At 50.6% G+C, this 16,477-nt stretch carries 18 protein-coding genes and 1 tRNA gene; 16 read left to right on the forward strand and 3 right to left on the reverse strand.

Features of this window, described 5'->3' with window-relative positions; all coding sequences use genetic code 11:
- The first annotated feature begins 63 nt into the window (after positions 1 to 63).
- The 6 genes from WC515_04600 (at position 64) to WC515_04625 (ending at position 5,409) form a co-directional block, all read left to right on the forward strand.
- On the forward strand, positions 64 to 1,296 hold the full coding sequence (locus WC515_04600; GenBank protein ID MFA5146635.1) for an SIR2 family protein: 1,233 nt from the start codon (positions 64 to 66) through the stop codon (positions 1,294 to 1,296).
- A gap of 9 nt (positions 1,297 to 1,305) precedes the next feature.
- Positions 1,306 to 3,114: an ATP-binding protein gene (locus WC515_04605; GenBank protein ID MFA5146636.1), complete on the forward strand. Its 1,809-nt coding sequence runs from the start codon at positions 1,306 to 1,308 to the stop codon at positions 3,112 to 3,114.
- A gap of 2 nt (positions 3,115 to 3,116) precedes the next feature.
- Positions 3,117 to 3,329 carry a KTSC domain-containing protein gene (locus WC515_04610; protein MFA5146637.1) on the forward strand — a complete coding sequence of 71 codons (213 nt, stop codon included), beginning with the start codon at positions 3,117 to 3,119 and terminating at the stop codon, positions 3,327 to 3,329.
- A gap of 57 nt (positions 3,330 to 3,386) precedes the next feature.
- On the forward strand, positions 3,387 to 4,115 hold the full coding sequence (locus tag WC515_04615) for a PD-(D/E)XK nuclease family protein (GenBank protein MFA5146638.1): 729 nt from the start codon (positions 3,387 to 3,389) through the stop codon (positions 4,113 to 4,115).
- Positions 4,112 to 4,801 carry a hypothetical protein gene (locus tag WC515_04620; protein MFA5146639.1) on the forward strand — a complete coding sequence of 230 codons (690 nt, stop codon included), beginning with the start codon at positions 4,112 to 4,114 and terminating at the stop codon, positions 4,799 to 4,801. Before WC515_04615 ends, WC515_04620 begins: the two co-directional genes overlap by 4 nt.
- Positions 4,802 to 5,333: 532 nt before the next feature.
- A tRNA-Thr gene (locus tag WC515_04625) sits at positions 5,334 to 5,409 on the forward strand.
- 103 nt (positions 5,410 to 5,512) lie between these two features.
- On the opposite strand, the gene WC515_04630 is transcribed toward WC515_04625, so the two are convergent.
- Positions 5,513 to 7,669: a phospholipase D-like domain-containing protein gene (locus WC515_04630; GenBank protein MFA5146640.1), complete on the reverse strand. Its 2,157-nt coding sequence runs from the start codon at positions 7,667 to 7,669 to the stop codon at positions 5,513 to 5,515.
- Between the two features lie 272 nt (positions 7,670 to 7,941).
- Here WC515_04630 and WC515_04635 point away from each other — a divergent pair, with 272 nt between their 5' ends.
- From WC515_04635 to WC515_04655, 5 genes are read left to right on the forward strand one after another with little or no spacing between them, the layout of a single operon-like run.
- The gene (locus WC515_04635; GenBank protein MFA5146641.1) at positions 7,942 to 8,517 is read left to right on the forward strand and encodes a flavodoxin family protein; all 576 of its coding nucleotides are present in this window, start codon (positions 7,942 to 7,944) and stop codon (positions 8,515 to 8,517) included.
- Between the two features lie 56 nt (positions 8,518 to 8,573).
- Positions 8,574 to 9,071 (forward strand): peptide-methionine (S)-S-oxide reductase MsrA, encoded by a 498-nt coding sequence (gene msrA / locus WC515_04640; GenBank protein ID MFA5146642.1) that lies wholly within the window; start codon positions 8,574 to 8,576, stop codon positions 9,069 to 9,071.
- A 7-nt stretch (positions 9,072 to 9,078) separates the two neighbouring features.
- Positions 9,079 to 9,729: an archaemetzincin gene (locus WC515_04645; protein MFA5146643.1), complete on the forward strand. Its 651-nt coding sequence runs from the start codon at positions 9,079 to 9,081 to the stop codon at positions 9,727 to 9,729.
- Between the two features lie 11 nt (positions 9,730 to 9,740).
- Positions 9,741 to 10,106, forward strand: coding sequence for a hypothetical protein (locus tag WC515_04650; GenBank protein MFA5146644.1), 366 nt, complete (start codon positions 9,741 to 9,743; stop codon positions 10,104 to 10,106).
- Entirely contained in the window at positions 10,103 to 11,377 is a 1,275-nt protein-coding gene (locus tag WC515_04655) for an MFS transporter (GenBank protein MFA5146645.1), read from the forward strand. Before WC515_04650 ends, WC515_04655 begins: the two co-directional genes overlap by 4 nt.
- Here the strand turns inward: WC515_04655 and WC515_04660 are convergent.
- Positions 11,364 to 11,537, reverse strand: a complete 174-nt coding sequence (locus WC515_04660) for a hypothetical protein (protein MFA5146646.1) — start codon at positions 11,535 to 11,537, stop codon at positions 11,364 to 11,366. The two genes, WC515_04655 and WC515_04660, sit on opposite strands and share 14 nt — an antisense overlap.
- 67 nt (positions 11,538 to 11,604) lie before the next feature.
- On the opposite strand from WC515_04660, the gene WC515_04665 reads away from it, so the two are divergent.
- A complete protein-coding gene (locus WC515_04665; GenBank protein MFA5146647.1) occupies positions 11,605 to 12,141 on the forward strand; it encodes a VanZ family protein in 537 nt (178 codons plus the stop codon).
- A gap of 8 nt (positions 12,142 to 12,149) precedes the next feature.
- Here the strand turns inward: WC515_04665 and WC515_04670 are convergent, their stop codons facing one another.
- Positions 12,150 to 13,544 (reverse strand): SLC13 family permease, encoded by a 1,395-nt coding sequence (locus WC515_04670; GenBank protein MFA5146648.1) that lies wholly within the window; start codon positions 13,542 to 13,544, stop codon positions 12,150 to 12,152.
- A 156-nt stretch (positions 13,545 to 13,700) separates the two neighbouring features.
- On the opposite strand from WC515_04670, the gene trxA reads away from it, so the two are divergent.
- The 4 genes from trxA to WC515_04690 are packed head-to-tail and all read left to right on the forward strand — an operon-like array spanning position 13,701 to position 16,441.
- Positions 13,701 to 14,018 (forward strand): thioredoxin, encoded by a 318-nt coding sequence (gene trxA, locus WC515_04675; GenBank protein ID MFA5146649.1) that lies wholly within the window; start codon positions 13,701 to 13,703, stop codon positions 14,016 to 14,018.
- Positions 14,019 to 14,033: 15 nt separating this feature from the next.
- Positions 14,034 to 15,851 carry a carbamoyltransferase gene (locus WC515_04680; protein MFA5146650.1) on the forward strand — a complete coding sequence of 606 codons (1,818 nt, stop codon included), beginning with the start codon at positions 14,034 to 14,036 and terminating at the stop codon, positions 15,849 to 15,851.
- 2 nt (positions 15,852 to 15,853) lie between these two features.
- Positions 15,854 to 16,273, forward strand: coding sequence for an SxtJ family membrane protein (locus WC515_04685; protein MFA5146651.1), 420 nt, complete (start codon positions 15,854 to 15,856; stop codon positions 16,271 to 16,273).
- Between the two features lie 18 nt (positions 16,274 to 16,291).
- Complete coding sequence (locus WC515_04690) at positions 16,292 to 16,441, forward strand: DUF5989 family protein (protein MFA5146652.1); 150 nt, start codon at positions 16,292 to 16,294, stop codon at positions 16,439 to 16,441.
- The last annotated feature ends 36 nt before the right edge of the window (positions 16,442 to 16,477 follow it).

The raw sequence follows: 16,477 nt of genomic DNA on the forward strand, positions 1-16,477 counted from the left end.
ATTCTAGGGTGTCCCCAAATAGGATGGCCCCAGTATGTAATAGGGTAGGGAAGGAGCTTAAGTATGAAAGATGACCACCCGAAACATGACCCCAGAGAAATAATTCGCGGATTTCAACAACTGCTTTATTCTCCTACAAAATCTATTGGATTTTTTGCAGGAGCCGGAACATCGATGTCGATAAAAGATCCCACCTCAAAAAAAGCGCTTATCCCCGGCATAAATGAATTAACAAACATTGTGGAGACTCAACTATCCGCCGAAAAATCCAAAACATGTTATAAGGCCATAAAAGAAGAGCTCAGTAAGAATAAGCAGCCCTCTCAAATCGAATACATACTTTCAAATATACGTCTAAAGGCTCAGGTTATTGGTTCAGAAACCTTGTGCGGTTTAAATCAACAGGGATTTAAGGACTTGGAAATCGAAATTACGAAAAAGATTGAGAAGCTCGTTTCTCCTGAGATACCAAAAGACATAGTTCACCAAAAATTTGCAAAATGGATTCGCAATGCTAACAGAAGAAAAGCTATAGAGGTATTTACAACAAATTATGATTACTTGTTTGAAGTTGGTTTCGAAAGGGAAAAGGTGCCGTATTTTGACGGCTTTGTCGGTAGTCATAAACCATTCTTTTATCCTGCATCTGTAGCGGAAAATGATCTGCCCGTCGATTGGGTACGTCTATGGAAAGTTCACGGATCTCTTGGATGGCGACTAGACGAAGAGCATAAGCGAATTGTTCGTGAAAAATCCGAGGGGAGCCTTATGGTTTTCCCATCCTTGTTAAAATACGACGATTCTAGAAAACAGCCGTATGTAAGCTTCATAGAGCGACTTGATAATTTCTTGCGAGAAGATGACAGTTTTTTAATTATTTGTGGATATGGATTTGGTGACCAACACCTTAACGATACAATCATTCACGCGCTATCTAGAACCAGATCGTCCGCGATTTATGCGTTTCTTCATGGAGAGGCTTCAGAAGATCACCATGCAGTTAAATTAGCCAAATATGAGCCACGCTTAACGTTAATGGCAAAAAATTCGGCGGTAATAGGTGGTACATATGGCTTGTGGGAATTAAACAGAGAACCATCTGCTTCAGATAGCACTCAAATCGGCTCTTATTTTGACGAAGATGCTGTCCCGGCAAATTTAACCACGCCTGCTAAGGATAATGGTAAGAAAATACCTGATCACGAAGCTTATTGGGACGGCAAGGGGGTTTTGAAGTTAGGCGATTTTTCGAATCTAGTGGAGTTTTTAAATTTAATGCTTCCAGAGAATTCTTAAAAGGAAAAAATGCTTCGCAATGACACAATAATAGGTACGGTAGAAAGCGTTCTAGGGAATCGTATATCAATATTGATTGATACCGAACATTTGCCCTCCAATGTTCCGGTAATCGATGGGCGCGTATATCGTATTGGACAGATTGGCTCTTTTTTGAGGATACCGATTGGCTATATAGATCTTTATGGGGTCGTTACTCAGGCGGGAGCAGATGCAATACCAGAAAAATTGCGAGACATGGAAGATGCAGATAAACTCAGTAAGCAAGCTAGAAATTGGCTAACAATGGTTTTGGTTGGAGAAAGGGTTGGAGATCGCTTTGAGAGAGGTGTAAGCCAGTCGCCAGTAAGCGGGGATCATGCTCACCTTGTCACAATCGATGATTTAAAAATTATTTATGGCAACATGAATGACAAAGGTTCTATTTCAATTGGGCAGATTAGCGCATCGGAAAGCTTATCTGCAAGACTTGATATAGATAAATTAGTAACCAGACATGTCGCGCTTCTCGGCTCTACTGGGAGCGGAAAATCTAATGCTGTAACAGTTTTTCTTAGTGAAATAGCCAAGGGCAAATTCCCATCGGCTCGTATATTGTTAATAGACCCCCATGGTGAATATGGCGCAGCGCTTGGTAGTCATGCCAGAGTATTTAAAATTAATGCCAATAAACATAATGGCGAATATCCCTTATTTATTCCTTATTGGGCATTACCATTTGGAGAATTATTAAAAACATTCGTGGGCGCACTTACAGATCCTCAAGAAGAATATGTACGGGAAAAGATTTTCTCAAAAAAATTGGAAGCTAGTAAGAATCTTGCCTCCCCTCCTGAAGAAGCAGCGCTAAGCGCAGATAGCCCCATACCTTTTAGTCTGAAAGAATTATGGTACCAGCTAGATCGATTTGAACGCCTGACTATTAATAGAGGGGCAGGCGGAACAATTACGGAGGCACTGATAAAAGAGGGAAATTCTGATTCTTTGGTTAGCGCACAATTTGAGCCCCATTCTACTACAAACACCAATCCATATTTAAATAACCAAGCTAAGGGAATCCTGCGTTATCTTAATAATATTAGAAATAGACTGGTCGATCAAAGATTTAATTTTTTCTTCCATCCGGGTGAATGGGAACCTTCAAAAGATGGAAAAGTAAAAAAAGATTTAGACGCACTTTTAGTGGATTGGCTAGCCCATGACAAACCTATCACTGTATTAGATCTATCAGGAGTACCGGCAGAAATTACTGCGATTGTATCAGGAGCCGTTATCCGAATTGCCTATGACGCACTATTTTGGGCACAAGATTTACCGATTGGTGGCAGAAAACAACCGTTATTAATGGTATTAGAAGAGGCTCATATGTATTTGCAGGCCGGAGAGGAGTCCGTCGCTTCTAGCTCTGTTAGAAGCATTGCAAAGGAAGGACGAAAATATGGGCTAGGATTGATGTTAGTTACTCAACGACCATCCGAACTTGATCCTACGGTTCTTAGTCAATGCGGGACCACAATAGCATTACGCATGACCAACGGTCAAGACAGAGCTCATGTCTCATCCGCAGTTCAAGATGATTTATCAGATATGTTGGCACTTATACCAAGCCTGCGAACTGGAGAAGCTCTAATCTTTGGCGAGGCTGTGAAAATCCCATCACGAGTAAGAATTGATGCGGCCACGAAAGCACCTAAAAGTGAAGACCCCAGAGTCTCAAGAGCGTGGTCGCAATCTCCACCATTAGCAGATTATTATAAGCAAGCAATCGATCTTTGGCGTAATGGTCGATTTAGTGTTGAAAAGAAGGAGGAAAAATAATTATGGAAATGAAGCAAGTAGCTTCCTCTAATCTTCAAGCAGTTGGATATGACGAATCTACAGAAACTATGCGGGTTCAATTTACAAATGGTTCAATCTATGAGTACCGCAATATACCCGCCGTTGTGTATAATGATTTTATGCAAGCAAGCTCATTAGGAGCTTATTTAAATAGAAACATTCGTAATAATTACCCCTATGAAAAAATCGGTTAAATTAATAACTGTAGGTGAGCAATGAGTCAGTATTATAATGGGAAAAGAACCCGCAACTTGTTCGATCCTAAAAATGTGGCACCTTTTAAATTAAGTCGCACAAAAATTGACCTTTTTTTATCATGCCAAAGATGCTTTTATCTTGATCGACGATTAGGTGTTGGACAACCTCCAGGATATCCGTTTAGCCTTAACTCTGCAGTAGATGCCCTTCTTAAAAAAGAATTTGACACTTATAGAAAAAATAAAACCGCACACCCTTTAATGAAAACTTTTGGTGTTAATGCTATTCCATTCCAACATGAGAAGCTTGATGAATGGCGTGATGCGTTAAGGAAAGGGGTTTCCTATCTCCACAAATCGACGAACTTTATTGTAACGGGTGCCATAGATGATGTATGGGTAACCCCTGAAGGCGAGTTACTGATAGTTGATTATAAGAGCACATCAAAAAAGGAAGAAGTTAACCTTGATGCAGAGTGGCAAATATCTTATAAAAGACAGATGGAGCTTTATCAATGGCTTTTTCGTAGGAATGAATTTAAGGTTTCGGAAATCGGATATTTTGTTTATTGCAATGGCCAGTCTGGTAAAGAGGCCTTTGCAAATAAACTCGAATTCGATGTAAAGATAATTCCATATAAAGGCGATGATGCATGGGTTGAGCCAACTTTAATAAATGCTAGAAAGTGTTTAGATGCTGATACAATTCCGGAAGCAAATCCAGAATGTGATTTCTGCCGCTATCACGAGCTGGTAAAAGAAGCTGAGAAGGATACTAAATGAACGCAAATGAACCTGAAAGCATTTTTCGATCCGCTTCGCCAGAAGAACTGCGGGAAAGAGCGCTTCAACATCCCAACATACTTTCGAATGATATTCGAGTTACTATTGAAAGAAAAATTGTAGAATTAGAAACCGAATATCAACATACGCAAGGGTTAATTCTAACGGAATCTGATTTAAAATGCTTACTATACAACAAGTTAGCAGAAATTCCTGTGTTGCGTAGAAGTTTAAACACACGAGACAGCCATATAAAAGCAAATTCCATTCATACGGAGTTGCCTTGGTATGACGAGAATAGAAAATTAACTATAAAGCCAGATATAACCTTACTTGAGCCAGCACATTTAAGTATATTACATGGCTACGGGCTACATCCGTGGCAAAATCTTCCAAGTAAAGGATGTTCTTTTAGCGGCAATGCGATTATTTTTGAGTTAAAATTCATAAGAGCCAGGTCAGGAATTACACAACAGAAACTAAGGGGGTCTATAAAAAAGGACCATAGAAAGATAGAAAGGTTATTTATACGGCTTAACTCAGAAGGTTATTCTCATAACGTATTTTGCTACTTTGTTATTTTTAATAAGACAAATAAGAAGTGTGCAGAATTTGATGATTTTATGAATAGTTTTAGAGAAAGCAATAAATACAAAATGATTTATGCTACAGGTGGGATTGATTAAAAATAGCTGTAGGCTATGCAGTCAGAATTAAAATTTCAATAAATCGGCAGGACTTACCTTTTGGAGTTTTGGGTACGGTTCTGGAGGCAATCCCAGGCCCGTCCCTGTTCTGATCCCAGAGTTGTCCCCGGCGCAATCCCAGACCTGTCCCCGACGAAATCCCCGACCTGTCCCATAGAACGCTATCCTTTTTCCCTTGCCTAAGTATCTGCCATTCGGTACAATAATCCGATAAGCCCCTTCCCGAGAGCAGTGAGATAAAAAGGGGTTTCAGGGGAAAAGACCGTTTTCCCCTGAGCTCATCTATAGCTTGCGAAGGAAGGGATATATTAAAGGGAAACCATTGGGTTTCCCTTTAAGGAGCGGAGGCCGAGCAAGACCTACCAACGCTATAACACGTTGGTCGCAGCGAGGCCGAAGCGACGCTGGCGTAGCTCAGTTGGTCCTCCTTCGCCCTTCAATGCGGATACTGAGGTAGGGCTTCGGAGAGACTGCGATATGCTTTGAGGTTTCAGAAGTCGATAGACAGTTTGCTGGCGTAGCTCAGTTGGTAGAGCAGCGGTTTCGTAAACCGCAGGTCGGGGGTTCAACTCCCTCCGCCAGCTCCATCCTACTTCGCTCAAAGCTTTACAGCTTTGAGCTTCGTAGGACAAGTTCCTACTTCGCCCTTCAACGGGTGAAAAGTCGGGTAGGGCTTCGCAGAGATAGTACTTACCTGCACCACGTATTGTGAAGGTCGTCCCACCTCTCGATCGTATCCTTAAGGTATTCGACATAGCCGTTATTTATGAAGTCCCAGGGGACGTATATCTGGGTACCGCGGCCGTTGGCGACATTACCGAAGAGGAATACCGTGCCTCTCTTCAGCATCACCTCGCCGCGCATCCTCGCATCGTTATAGTCCCCGAGGAAGAGGTTGGCTTTCGTCTCCGGGGGAGACCCGATGAACCTCTCTTCGGAGAACCACGGCCCATCAAATCTTGACTTGCCCTTCTCCCCGGTGCTGTCGAATACGCGGAAGAGCCTTATGCTGTCCGCGACCACCGTGCAGATATCGTACTTTCCGTCCTCGAAATCCTTTATGACTTTGCTGTAAGATCCCTCGGGCAGGGTCCCCGCGTAGATAGAGGTGCCTTCGAGGAGCGGCGGCGCGCGCGAAGGCGCGACATGCGGATAAGCGGACTTCCGGCCGAAGACGGCAAGGTTGGCGGCCTCTATCTTATCGAGCGCATCCTTTACGAAGGGCCTTGCGTCTATCTCCGACAGCTCTTCGCACATCCCGGGCCCGGCCGGTGGTCCCCTGGCAAGCTCTCTCCCAGGCCCGCCTTCGTCTATTATTGCCGGCGACTCGTAGTCCTTCCATATCCTCTCGAACTCCTCCTCGTAGTCCCTGACACGGCCCGGTATCACCACCAGATTTTCGCTATTCTTCTTCTCCGCCGCCGCGGTCCAGTTGTAGCTCCCGGTGAGCGTATTCTGGCCGATCAGGGCGAACTTATTGTGCATGATGCCGTGCGGTATGCGGTGATACCTTATTATGAGCGAGCCGCGGACCTGCCCGTCGGCCCTCTTCCTCTCGGCCTCTCTCTCGAGGCCGCGCAGAAACTCCTCGATGCCGTAACTGAGGCGTTTCTGCGTCTTGTCGAGGATGATCCTCACGTCGACCCCGGCCTCTTTCGCTTCAAAGAGGGTCCCGGCGATGTCTCTATCGGTAAAGTAGTATAGGGCTATATCTATGGTCTGGGGGTATTCGGGGTGGGCTGACTTTGCGGCTTTAGTATCTTCTATGATTCGTTTTATCTCATCATGGCAGCCGCCATGCGGGGAGAATAAGGCCTTTATCCGTGAAGGGGGGCCTCTCGCCCCGGGCGGAGAGCGGCCTGAGAGGACGCCTCCGAATATCCGCTCGAACTCTTCCCGGAACGGCTCCGCGCAGCCGAGGACTATCGTATTCTCCCGGTAGTCATTGGCCTTCTCCGTCCAGTTGTAGCTTCCGGTCACCACGAACTTATCGTCCACTATCATGAACTTATTATGCATGAGGCCGCTCTTACGTTTATCTATAACCGTCTCTATGCCCGCCCCCTTTAGCTCGCCGGCCGCCTTTCTCTTCACATTGCACTTATCCATGACCACCCTTACCTTCACACCCCGCTCGTGGGCCTTCAACAATGCCGCAAGTATGGCCCTGTTGTCGAATTCGTATATCGCTATATCTATCGTCCTCTCCGCCTCTCCCATCGCCTCTATTACCTGCCTCTCGCACCCGCCGTCCGTTGAGAAGGCGACGGGCGGGGTGTCCTTTATCTTTTCATACTCCTTCCCGGAGATGGTCTCGCAATAGAGCGTTCTTTCCGTATCGAACGGGAGGGCCGTATACGCGCATGTCCTGGCCTCGGCCTTGTTCAGGAAGTAGTGCAATATGAGAGGGTCGCCTCCCGTACTTTTCAGATATTCTATGTAAAAGCCGCCCCGTTTCCCGGCGGCCTTGAATTCGCCTCCCAGGCCGGATGCTTCGTGGATCGTTTCAAGCCGCCCGATGAGCCTGCTCAGCTCTCCGGTGCCGGCATTCGACTCAAGGGCTTTCGATATGGTATTATTGACGTAGAGGCAGTAGTAGTCCTCCTTGAAGCCGTTCTTTATATCTTTGTCGAACCTGCTCTCTACGACGACGGGCGTCTTGTCGGCATCCTCTATCTTCGCGATGGGGTCTATATTCGACGGGGGGCTGAGGGCCCTCTTCATCAAAGGCAGGTCGAACGCGGTACATGTTGAAGTGATTAAAAAAGACCATATGGTTATTGCGATGCCGAGCTTACCATATGGTCCTATCCTTCGTATGCTGCCGCGATCCGGCCTCACCCTCATAAATATCACCCCTTTGAGGGCATCAGATTTATTATTGCGTCATCTCATAAGCGTTATCTTCCTCCTCGAAACAGGTTGTAGTATTATGCCAATAAAAAATGCCTGGCAAATATGCCAAGCATCGATTTTCATACACCAGATAAGTATACACGAGGGTATGCGAACTGACAAGGCACGAAGTCCGGCTTTTTCATTATTTACGCGCTCCTAAAGCCGCTTTTTTTCCGGCAGTATGATATAATATATGCATACGGAAAGAGGGGAGGGCCTTTATGCCAAGAAAGATACTGGTCCTGTCGGGCAGTCCCAAGCCGGACGGCAATACAGCCGCGCTCGTCGGCTGGTTCGTCGAAGGGGCGCGCTCAAAAGGCGCGGATGTCGAAGTCGTCCCGACCGCCTTTCTCAAATACAAGTCTACGGGGTGCATGTCATGCAGGGCGTGCCAGAAGAAGGAGGAGTACGAGTGCGCCATAAATGACGAGGCGACCCCGGTCCTGGCGAGGATGGCGGATGCCGATGTCATCGTAATGGCCACGCCGCTCTACTTCTTCGGTCCGAGCGCACAGCTGAAACTCGTCTTCGACAGGATGTTCTCGCTATATAAATGGGACAATGAGGCCGGCACCATGGTGACCCCGCTTAAGGATAAGACGCTCGTCCTGATGGCGAGCGCCTACGAAGACGTAGGGCTGGACGCGCTGGCTAAACCGTTCGAGATAACGGCCGGCTACACGGGCATGAAGTTCGAATCCCTCCTCGTCCCGAACGCGGGCGTATCGGGCGATATAAAGAAGAGGGAAGGGGTGCGCGAGAAGGCCATAGAGCTGGGCAAAAGAGCGGCTATATGAGATACACGCGGTATATATTGATATGCATCGCGGTTTTTTTATCGGAGGGGGCATATATGAGAGACGCTGAGGCAGGAGAGGAAAAGGCGACCTTTGCGGCCGGCTGCTTCTGGGGGGTTGAGGAGGCGTTCAGGACATTGAAGGGCGTCGTCTCGACCAGGGCCGGTTATACGGGAGGCAGGACGAAGGACCCGACCTATAAAGAGGTCTGCACCGATACCACAGGCCATGCCGAATCGGTCGAGGTCACTTACGATCCGTCAATGATATCATATGACGAACTCCTAAGGGTCTTCTGGGATATACACGACCCTACGACCCCGAACCGGCAGGGGCCGGACACCGGCTCACAGTACCGTTCGGCCATATTCTATCATGATGAAGACCAGAAGAAGGCGGCGCTCGCTTCAAAGGAATGGCTTGAACGGACTGGAAAGTTCAGCAGGAAGATCGTGACCGAGATAGTCCCTGCGTCTGAATTCTATGAGGCCGAGGAGTATCACCAGCAGTATGATATGAAACGCGGGGTAAGGTCCTGTCCGCGGCCGCAATAAGGTGAATATGCTTAGGCATATATTTATACTGACACTTTTTATTTCATCCGTGCTCCTTCCCGGCATGGGCGAGGCGAGGGTGATCGAAGAACATATCTACCTCGTGCCGGCGGGAGACGTCGATGCGAAGGTGCTGGAATATATAAAAGGGCGCCTCCCGGAGGCGCTCCCCATGACGTTGAGGGTGACGATAGAGACGCGGAAGGAGCTGCCCCCGGACGCTTACTATGCCTCCCGGAAAGGGTATGACGCCTCGGCTGTCCTGGACGGCATATGGCGGCTCGTCACGATAGATGTACGTAACGAGCGGGTGCTGGTGGTGACCGGCGCCGACCTCTATACCCCTGAGGCGGATCACATATCCGGCCTGGCGGACGGGAAGAGAGGCATATGCATAATATCGCTGGCGCGCCTTGGGGACGGGTCCCGCGGCCCGGGACCGGATGATAAGCTCTTTCCGGAGAGGGCCTTCAAGGAGGCGCTGTACGTTATAGGCAGATCGCTCGGCCTCGCTGACTGCTCCGACCCGAAATGCGTCATGAGCTCTTCCGCCGGCGCTCCGGATACGGGCAAAAAGAAGGACAGGTTCTGCCACGATTGCCGGAGATCGCTGCGCCGCAATTATGATGACCCGTTATTCAAGTCGTTGTCCATATAAAGGAGGTGGCTATGGTGATATTGGCCAGGATGGTGGGGGTAGTGATCGTATGCATGGGCACCGTCATAGCGCTCAACCCGGCCGTCTTCAGGAGGGTGATCGATTTTTGGTCCAGGGGAAATAACGTCTATATGGCCGGGGCGATGAGGCTCGTCTTCGGCACGATCTTCATACTGGCGGCCCCGCAATGCAGGTTCCCCCGGGTCGTATCGATACTGGGTGTACTGATGCTGATAGGCGCCGCGGTCGTCTTCCTGCTCGGCCCGAAACGTATAAAGTATATATTTGACTGGTGGCAGAAGAAGCCGCCTGCGGTAATGCGCGTCATGGGCCTTCTGGCCATATCGATAGGAGCGCTGGTACTTTACGTGATATGAAGATGATACGTTTCCGGGACGTATTCAAAGATAAGAACTTCTCGCTACTCTGGTGCGCGCAGGTCGTATCGAACTTCGGCGACCGGCTGAACCAGATGGCGCTGGTCGCCCTCGTCTACCAGCGCTCCCCCGGGAACGCCGTGGCGCTCGCCAAACTGATAGCCCTTACCATAATCCCGGTCTTCCTGATCGGCCCGATCGCGGGCGCGTGGGTCGACCGGCTGAACCGCCGGAACGTCATGATCATATGCGACATCCTGCGCGGTTTCCTGGTGTTGTTGATACCTTTCTTCATCAAGACGAACCAGATCCTCCCGATATATCTCATAGTATTCCTGACGTTCTCGATCTCGAGGTTCTTCATCCCGTCGAAGATGGCCATAATACCGGAGCTCGTCTCGAGAGAAAAACTCCTGGTCGCGAACACGCTTTCGGACACCACGCACATGATAGGGAACGTCGTGGGCCTTGTGGTCGCCGGCATCATAGTGAATATCCCTTCAATAGGCGCGGTCGGCGGGTTCTATATAGACGCGACGAGCTTCTTCATATCGGCCGCCTTCATCGGGATGATAGTCCAGAGGGAGTTCATACGGCACGTGCGCGATGATTTTGAGGTGACTAGAGAGGCGCTCGAGGACTCCATCAGGAAGTCGATCGTTACGGAGATAAAGGAGGGGATAGGATATCTTACGAAGTACGGTAATATGCGTTTCATCGTGAACGCGTTCTTCCTGCTGATGGCCGGGATAGGCGCGATATCGTGCGTCATCATCGTCTTCATACAGGACGCCTTCGATACGCCGACGCGGGACCTGGGGTTCCTCGGGATGTTCCTCGTGATCGGGCTTTTTCTCGGCACGCTCTTGTACGGGAAGTTCGGGCAGGGCCTGAAGAAGAGGATGATCGTCTACGCCAGCTTCACCGCGACAGGTATCTCCATAGCGCTCTTCACCTTTTCCGTGAAGGGATGGCCCGATATACTGCTTTCCGGGCCGCTGGCGGCGCTCATAGGGATCGCGGTGAGCCCGATGATGACGTCGATGAATACACTTACGCACGAGACGGTCCCCGAAGAGGCGAGGGGCCGGATATTCAGTTCGCTCGAAGCGGTCATGCACCTTGCTTTCCTGGTATTCATGTTCGCCGCCGCGTATGCGGTCAAACATACGGGCAGTTTCTGGGTGCTCACAGGGACGGGGATGTTGTTTCTGGTATACGGTGTGTCGGGGGTCTTATATGAAAACAGGACGAGGACTACTTATCCTTAGAGGAGAGCTTCTCTTTTTTGACCTTATCGTCGCAGACCTTGTAGTAGTTGCAAAGTTCGCAACAGAGGTTCTCCTCGCCCTTCTCTCCCCGGTACCACTTCGTCTCGCAGGTCCAGTATATCTGGCACGTTTCGCAGCAGTTCAACTTATCGCGGGTCATTTTCTTCCTCCGAGGTATACAATACAATATCGGAAAAACAATGTCAATAGATATTTAAGAGGAGAATATGAATAATAAAAAGATGATAGATGTAGCGGTGCTCATGCTGTACATAGGGATCATATATTCCACGCTATCCGTGATGCCGGTGGTATTTTCGTTCTTTTCGAAACTGGTCGGACCGAAAGGAGGCCTGGTCATAGATATCGCGGCGTTCGTGATGATAGTGACCGTATGCCTCCTCTTCGGGTCGCGGCTGGGCCGGAACGGCGTCATGCCTTATATATGGCTTATGGTGATATTGTCGGTATATGTCTATGTCCTCATGGAGTGCACGCCTATCATCGCGGAGAAGGTCCACCTCCTCGAATACGGGTTTCTCGCGTATCTGGTGTGGAGGGTCTTCAGGGATGTGCGGCAGGAATGGATACGGTATCTTCTGATAACGGCGCTGGTCGTGGCGGTCGGGTGGTGCGATGAGCTTATCCAGGGGACTCTGCCGAACAGGGTCTATGACGTGCGGGACATATATCTGAATATATTGAGCGGACTGCTGGGGCTCGCCCTTGTTATGCTCCTGGCCCCTGGGAGAGACCGGAGATAGGGCGGACCCTATTTGACCATCCACCTCAACTGCGCAAGTATAAGCATGTGAGCTATCAGTAACTGCGGTATAGCGACCACTATACCCACCTTAAGCCACTCCAGGAAACCCACGGCCCCCAGCTTCCTGCGTTCCATCACGCCGACAGCCACTATATTTGCGGTGCTCCCTATTATGGTGAGGTTGCCGAGAAGCGTGGACCCGAAGAGGACCGACCACCAGAGCGGGAAGGTCGGTATGCCCATAGCGCCTATATCCTTGATGATCGGCACGAACGCGGCGACGGCGAGGACGTTGTCCATTACGGAGGTGAGGGCCCCGGACGTCCATGCGCATATGGCGACGAGGAGAGGGATGTTGTCCCCCGCCGCGCCTATTATCCTCTGCGCGATGACGGAAGTGATGCCCTGGAATTTAAGCGTGCCGACGGAGGCGAATAAGAACAGGAAGAACGCGAGCGTCCACCAGTCGACCCTCTTTTCTACGATGACCCGCGCGTTCTCCCTTGAGAGGAGAAGCGCAGCTGCGGCCCCCAGGAGCGCGGTACCGAGGAGCATCGTATTCTTTTCAAGCCCGAGGAGATGCTCCACATGGGAGTGGAGAACGAGCCCGATTATGACGCAGGCGAAGAGAAGACCCGATACCAGGACGCCGCGCGTGACCGGCTCTTTTGCGGATAATGCTTCTCCGCGGCTCTTCCTTTCACCGGCATCGGACCTTAAAGCGGTGTGAAGGTGGCCGATCGCCTTTGAGTAATAGAAGAAGAACAGCATGATAGTGGCAATAAGCACGACGATGGAAATGGGCGAGGCCCACCGCAGGAACTCCGCGAACCCGAGCCCGCTCCTCATGGCGATGATGACGCCCACCGGGTTGCCGACCACGGTGGCGCTTGAACCGACATTCGTCGCGAAGACGACCATGATGAGGAAGGGGACGGGGTTAAGTTTGTATTTGGAGGTTATGTTGAGCATCGCGGCGGCCATGAAGAGTATCGATGTGACCTCATCTACAAGGGCTGCCGAAAGGAACGAGGCGACGAGCATCACCGTCATGAGCCGCCTGCCGTCCATCCCCACCAGCACGATGAGACGGTCTATGAGATGCTCGAAGAACTGCTTCTCTTCCAGAAAACCGACCACTATCATCATGCCTATAAGGAAGAGTACGATATCGAGCCCGGCGAATTCCACCACATGAGCGACATCGATGAGCCCGGTGGCGAGCAGTATCCCCACGCCGAAGAACGCGAAGGCGAGACGGTATTGCCAGAAGAATATCGCCCCAAAGAATATCGAAGAGAAGCCCGCTACCGCCGCCAGCTGTTTAGTCGTGAGGCCCAGGAGAGAGGACGCCGCGACAAGGACGACGATCCCCGTGATGTAGTATATCGCATTTTTCATCTCTTGCCTGTCCTTTCCGGTTTGACTAAGCGCCATTGTAACATACAAGGAAACCGGCCACAATGTTTTTTGTTGAGTAAATCGCGGATTCATTATATAGTATAAGCCGGGTCTCATCAATATACCTGTAAATAAGAAAGGAGAGTGAACGGTATCATGTTTGAAGTAACGAACGATAATTTTGATAAAGAAGTGACGAAGTCCGATAAACCCGTCCTGATAGATTTCTGGGCGACGTGGTGCATGCCCTGCAAGATAATAGCGCCTCTCGTAGAGGAGCTGTCCGATGAGCTTGCCGGGGAGATAAAGGTCGCCAAAACGAATGTCGATGACAGCCCGGAGCTCGCAACGGAGCTCTCGGTCCTTAATATCCCCACGCTCATACTCTTTAAGGACGGAAAAGAGGTCACCCGCATAATCGGAGTCAATTCCAAGGAAGCGATAAAGGCGAAGATAAGCTCCGTCCTTCGTTAAAGAGGCCATATCAAGATGTACATCCTGGGCATATCGGCGTTCTACCACGATTCCGCCGCCGCGCTGATAAAAGACGGCGATATAGTCGCGGCCGCCCAGGAAGAGAGGTTCACGAGAAAGAAGCACGACCAGTCATTCCCGTCAAACGCCGTAAGATTCTGCCTGGAGAAGGCCCACATCACCATCGGCGACATCAATTACGTCGCCTTCTACGACAAGCCCTTCATAAAATTCGAGCGCATACTCGAGACATATCTCGCCTATGCCCCGTACGGCGTCAGGTCCTTCGTGAAGGCGATCCCCATGTGGATAAAGAAGAAGCTCTTCATGAAAGACCTCATGCAGAAAGAGCTCGGCTACAAGGGCGTGATAATATTCCCGGAACACCACGAATCCCACGCGGCGAGCGCCTTCTTCCCGTCGCCGTACCGCGAGGCGGCGATACTGACCATGGACGGGGTGGGGGAGTGGACGACGGCGAGTTTCGGCTCCGGGACCGGCAACACCATATCGATAAGGTCGGAGATAAAGTTCCCCCATTCGCTCGGCCTCCTCTATTCGGCGTTCACATATTACACCGGTTTCAGGGTCAATTCGGGCGAATACAAAGTGATGGGCCTCGCCCCGTACGGGAGGCCCATATACCGGGACCTCATACTGAAGGAGCTGATAGACCTTAAAGAGGACGGTTCCTTCAAGCTGAAGATGAAATACTTCAACTACTGCGCCGGCCTCACCATGACGAACCGGAAGTTCCATGCCCTTTTCGGCGGCCCGCCAAGGAAGCCGGAATCGAAACTGACACAGCGCGATATGGACCTGGCGCGGTCCGTGCAGGATGTCACCGAAGAGGTGATGCTGAAGATGGCCTGCCACGTCCGCAAGGTCACGGGAAAAGAGCACCTGGTGCTGGCCGGAGGCGTCTCCCTGAACTGCGTCGGTAACGGCAGGATATTGCGGGAGGGGCCGTTCAAAGGCGTATGGGTGCAGCCGGCGGCAGGCGACGCGGGCGGCGCGCTCGGCGCGGCCCTGTTCGTATGGTACCAGTACCTGGGCAACCCGCGTTCCGCGGACGACAGGCACGACTTCCAGAAAGGCTCGTTCCTCGGCCCCGATTACAGTAATTACGAGATAAAGAAGTTCCTGAGGGAGTGCGGCGCCCCGTACACGGAGCTCAGCGACCCGGAGATACCGGAGCGGATAGCGGACCTGGTCGCCTCCGAGAAGGTCATCGGCTGGTTCGAAGGTAGGATGGAATTCGGGCCGCGCGCGCTCGGGAGCCGCAGCATCATCGGCGACGCGCGTTCGCCGAAGATGCAGGAGGTGATGAACCTCAAGATAAAGTTCAGGGAGAGCTTCCGCCCGTTCGCGCCGTCTGTATTGGCCGAGAAGGTCTCCGACTATTTCGAGATGGACGGTGAAAGCCCGTATATGCTCCTCGTTGCGCCGGTGAAGGCGTCGAGGAGGAGGCCGGTGAAGGGCGGGGAAGAGGAGCTCTTCGGCCTCGCCCGGCTGAATGTCGTACGGAGCGAGATCCCTGCCGTGACGCATGTCGACTATTCCGCCCGCGTCCAGACGGTGGACAGGGCCCGGCATCCCCGCTTTTATGACATGGTAAAAAGGTTCTACGAAAAATACGGCTGTCCGGTGATAATAAATACCTCCTTTAACGTCAGGGGCGAACCGATAGTGGCCTCGCCGAAAGATGCGTACCTCTGCTTCATGCGCACCAATATGGACTACCTGATAATGGGCAACATGCTGCTTGAGAAGAAAGAACAGAAGCCGCTCGATAAGGATGTCGACTGGCTCAAAGAGTTCGAACTGGATTGACCATGATAATCTGGGATGAGATAAAGGCGATAAGGAGCGGCAAAAAGGAACTGCGCGAATTTGGTTTTACATTTGCGGTGATTTTTGCTATCTTAGGGGGCATAGTCCTCTGGAGGGGGAAGGGTTCATGGCCTTACCTCTTCACCGCCGCGGTTCTGTTTGGCATCCCTGCTGCGGCGCTGCCGGCGGTCCTCTTACCGCTCCAGAAGGCGTGGATGGCATTTTCCGTAGTCATCGGATTCTTCATGAGCCGGCTCGTCCTGGCGCTCTTATTCTACGGTGTAGTGACCCCGATAGGGTTATTGATGAGGCTTACGGGTAAGGATATCCTGGACGAGCGGATAGACCGGGGGAAGGGGTCATACTGGCAGGATAGGCCTCCCGCGGCGAAGGACAGGGCAAGTTACGAAAAACAGTTCTAGGAGGATGGCATGGGTGCTATGGGGTTTTTAAAAGAGTTGTGGGAATTCATGAGGATGCGGAAACGCTGGTGGCTCCTCCCGATAGTGATAATGCTCGTACTCCTGGGGCTCCTGATAGTATTTACGGAATCGAGCGCGGTAGCGCCGTTCATCTATACGCTGTTCTGATATTAGGGTATAGGGTATAGGGTATGGGGGGTAGGG

The organism is Candidatus Omnitrophota bacterium, from assembly GCA_041650805.1.
GTDB lineage: Bacteria > Omnitrophota > Gorgyraeia > 2-01-FULL-45-10 > 2-01-FULL-45-10 > JBAZKM01.

Bases quoted from the DNA above. Each gene is read 5' to 3' on its own strand.
- WC515_04600 (MFA5146635.1), top strand. From the start codon at position 64: ATGAAAGATGACCACCCGAAACATGACCCCAGAGAAATAATTCGCGGA.
- WC515_04605 (MFA5146636.1), top strand. From the start codon at position 1,306: ATGCTTCGCAATGACACAATAATAGGTACGGTAGAAAGCGTTCTAGGG.
- WC515_04610 (MFA5146637.1), top strand. From the start codon at position 3,117: ATGGAAATGAAGCAAGTAGCTTCCTCTAATCTTCAAGCAGTTGGATAT.
- WC515_04620 (MFA5146639.1), top strand. From the start codon at position 4,112: ATGAACGCAAATGAACCTGAAAGCATTTTTCGATCCGCTTCGCCAGAA.
- WC515_04630 (MFA5146640.1), bottom strand. From the start codon at position 7,669: ATGAGGGTGAGGCCGGATCGCGGCAGCATACGAAGGATAGGACCATAT.
- WC515_04635 (MFA5146641.1), top strand. From the start codon at position 7,942: ATGCCAAGAAAGATACTGGTCCTGTCGGGCAGTCCCAAGCCGGACGGC.
- msrA (MFA5146642.1), top strand. From the start codon at position 8,574: ATGAGAGACGCTGAGGCAGGAGAGGAAAAGGCGACCTTTGCGGCCGGC.
- WC515_04645 (MFA5146643.1), top strand. From the start codon at position 9,079: ATGCTTAGGCATATATTTATACTGACACTTTTTATTTCATCCGTGCTC.
- WC515_04650 (MFA5146644.1), top strand. From the start codon at position 9,741: ATGGTGATATTGGCCAGGATGGTGGGGGTAGTGATCGTATGCATGGGC.
- WC515_04655 (MFA5146645.1), top strand. From the start codon at position 10,103: ATGAAGATGATACGTTTCCGGGACGTATTCAAAGATAAGAACTTCTCG.
- WC515_04660 (MFA5146646.1), bottom strand. From the start codon at position 11,537: ATGACCCGCGATAAGTTGAACTGCTGCGAAACGTGCCAGATATACTGG.
- WC515_04665 (MFA5146647.1), top strand. From the start codon at position 11,605: ATGAATAATAAAAAGATGATAGATGTAGCGGTGCTCATGCTGTACATA.
- WC515_04670 (MFA5146648.1), bottom strand. From the start codon at position 13,544: ATGAAAAATGCGATATACTACATCACGGGGATCGTCGTCCTTGTCGCG.
- trxA (MFA5146649.1), top strand. From the start codon at position 13,701: ATGTTTGAAGTAACGAACGATAATTTTGATAAAGAAGTGACGAAGTCC.
- WC515_04680 (MFA5146650.1), top strand. From the start codon at position 14,034: ATGTACATCCTGGGCATATCGGCGTTCTACCACGATTCCGCCGCCGCG.
- WC515_04685 (MFA5146651.1), top strand. From the start codon at position 15,854: ATGATAATCTGGGATGAGATAAAGGCGATAAGGAGCGGCAAAAAGGAA.
- WC515_04690 (MFA5146652.1), top strand. From the start codon at position 16,292: ATGGGGTTTTTAAAAGAGTTGTGGGAATTCATGAGGATGCGGAAACGC.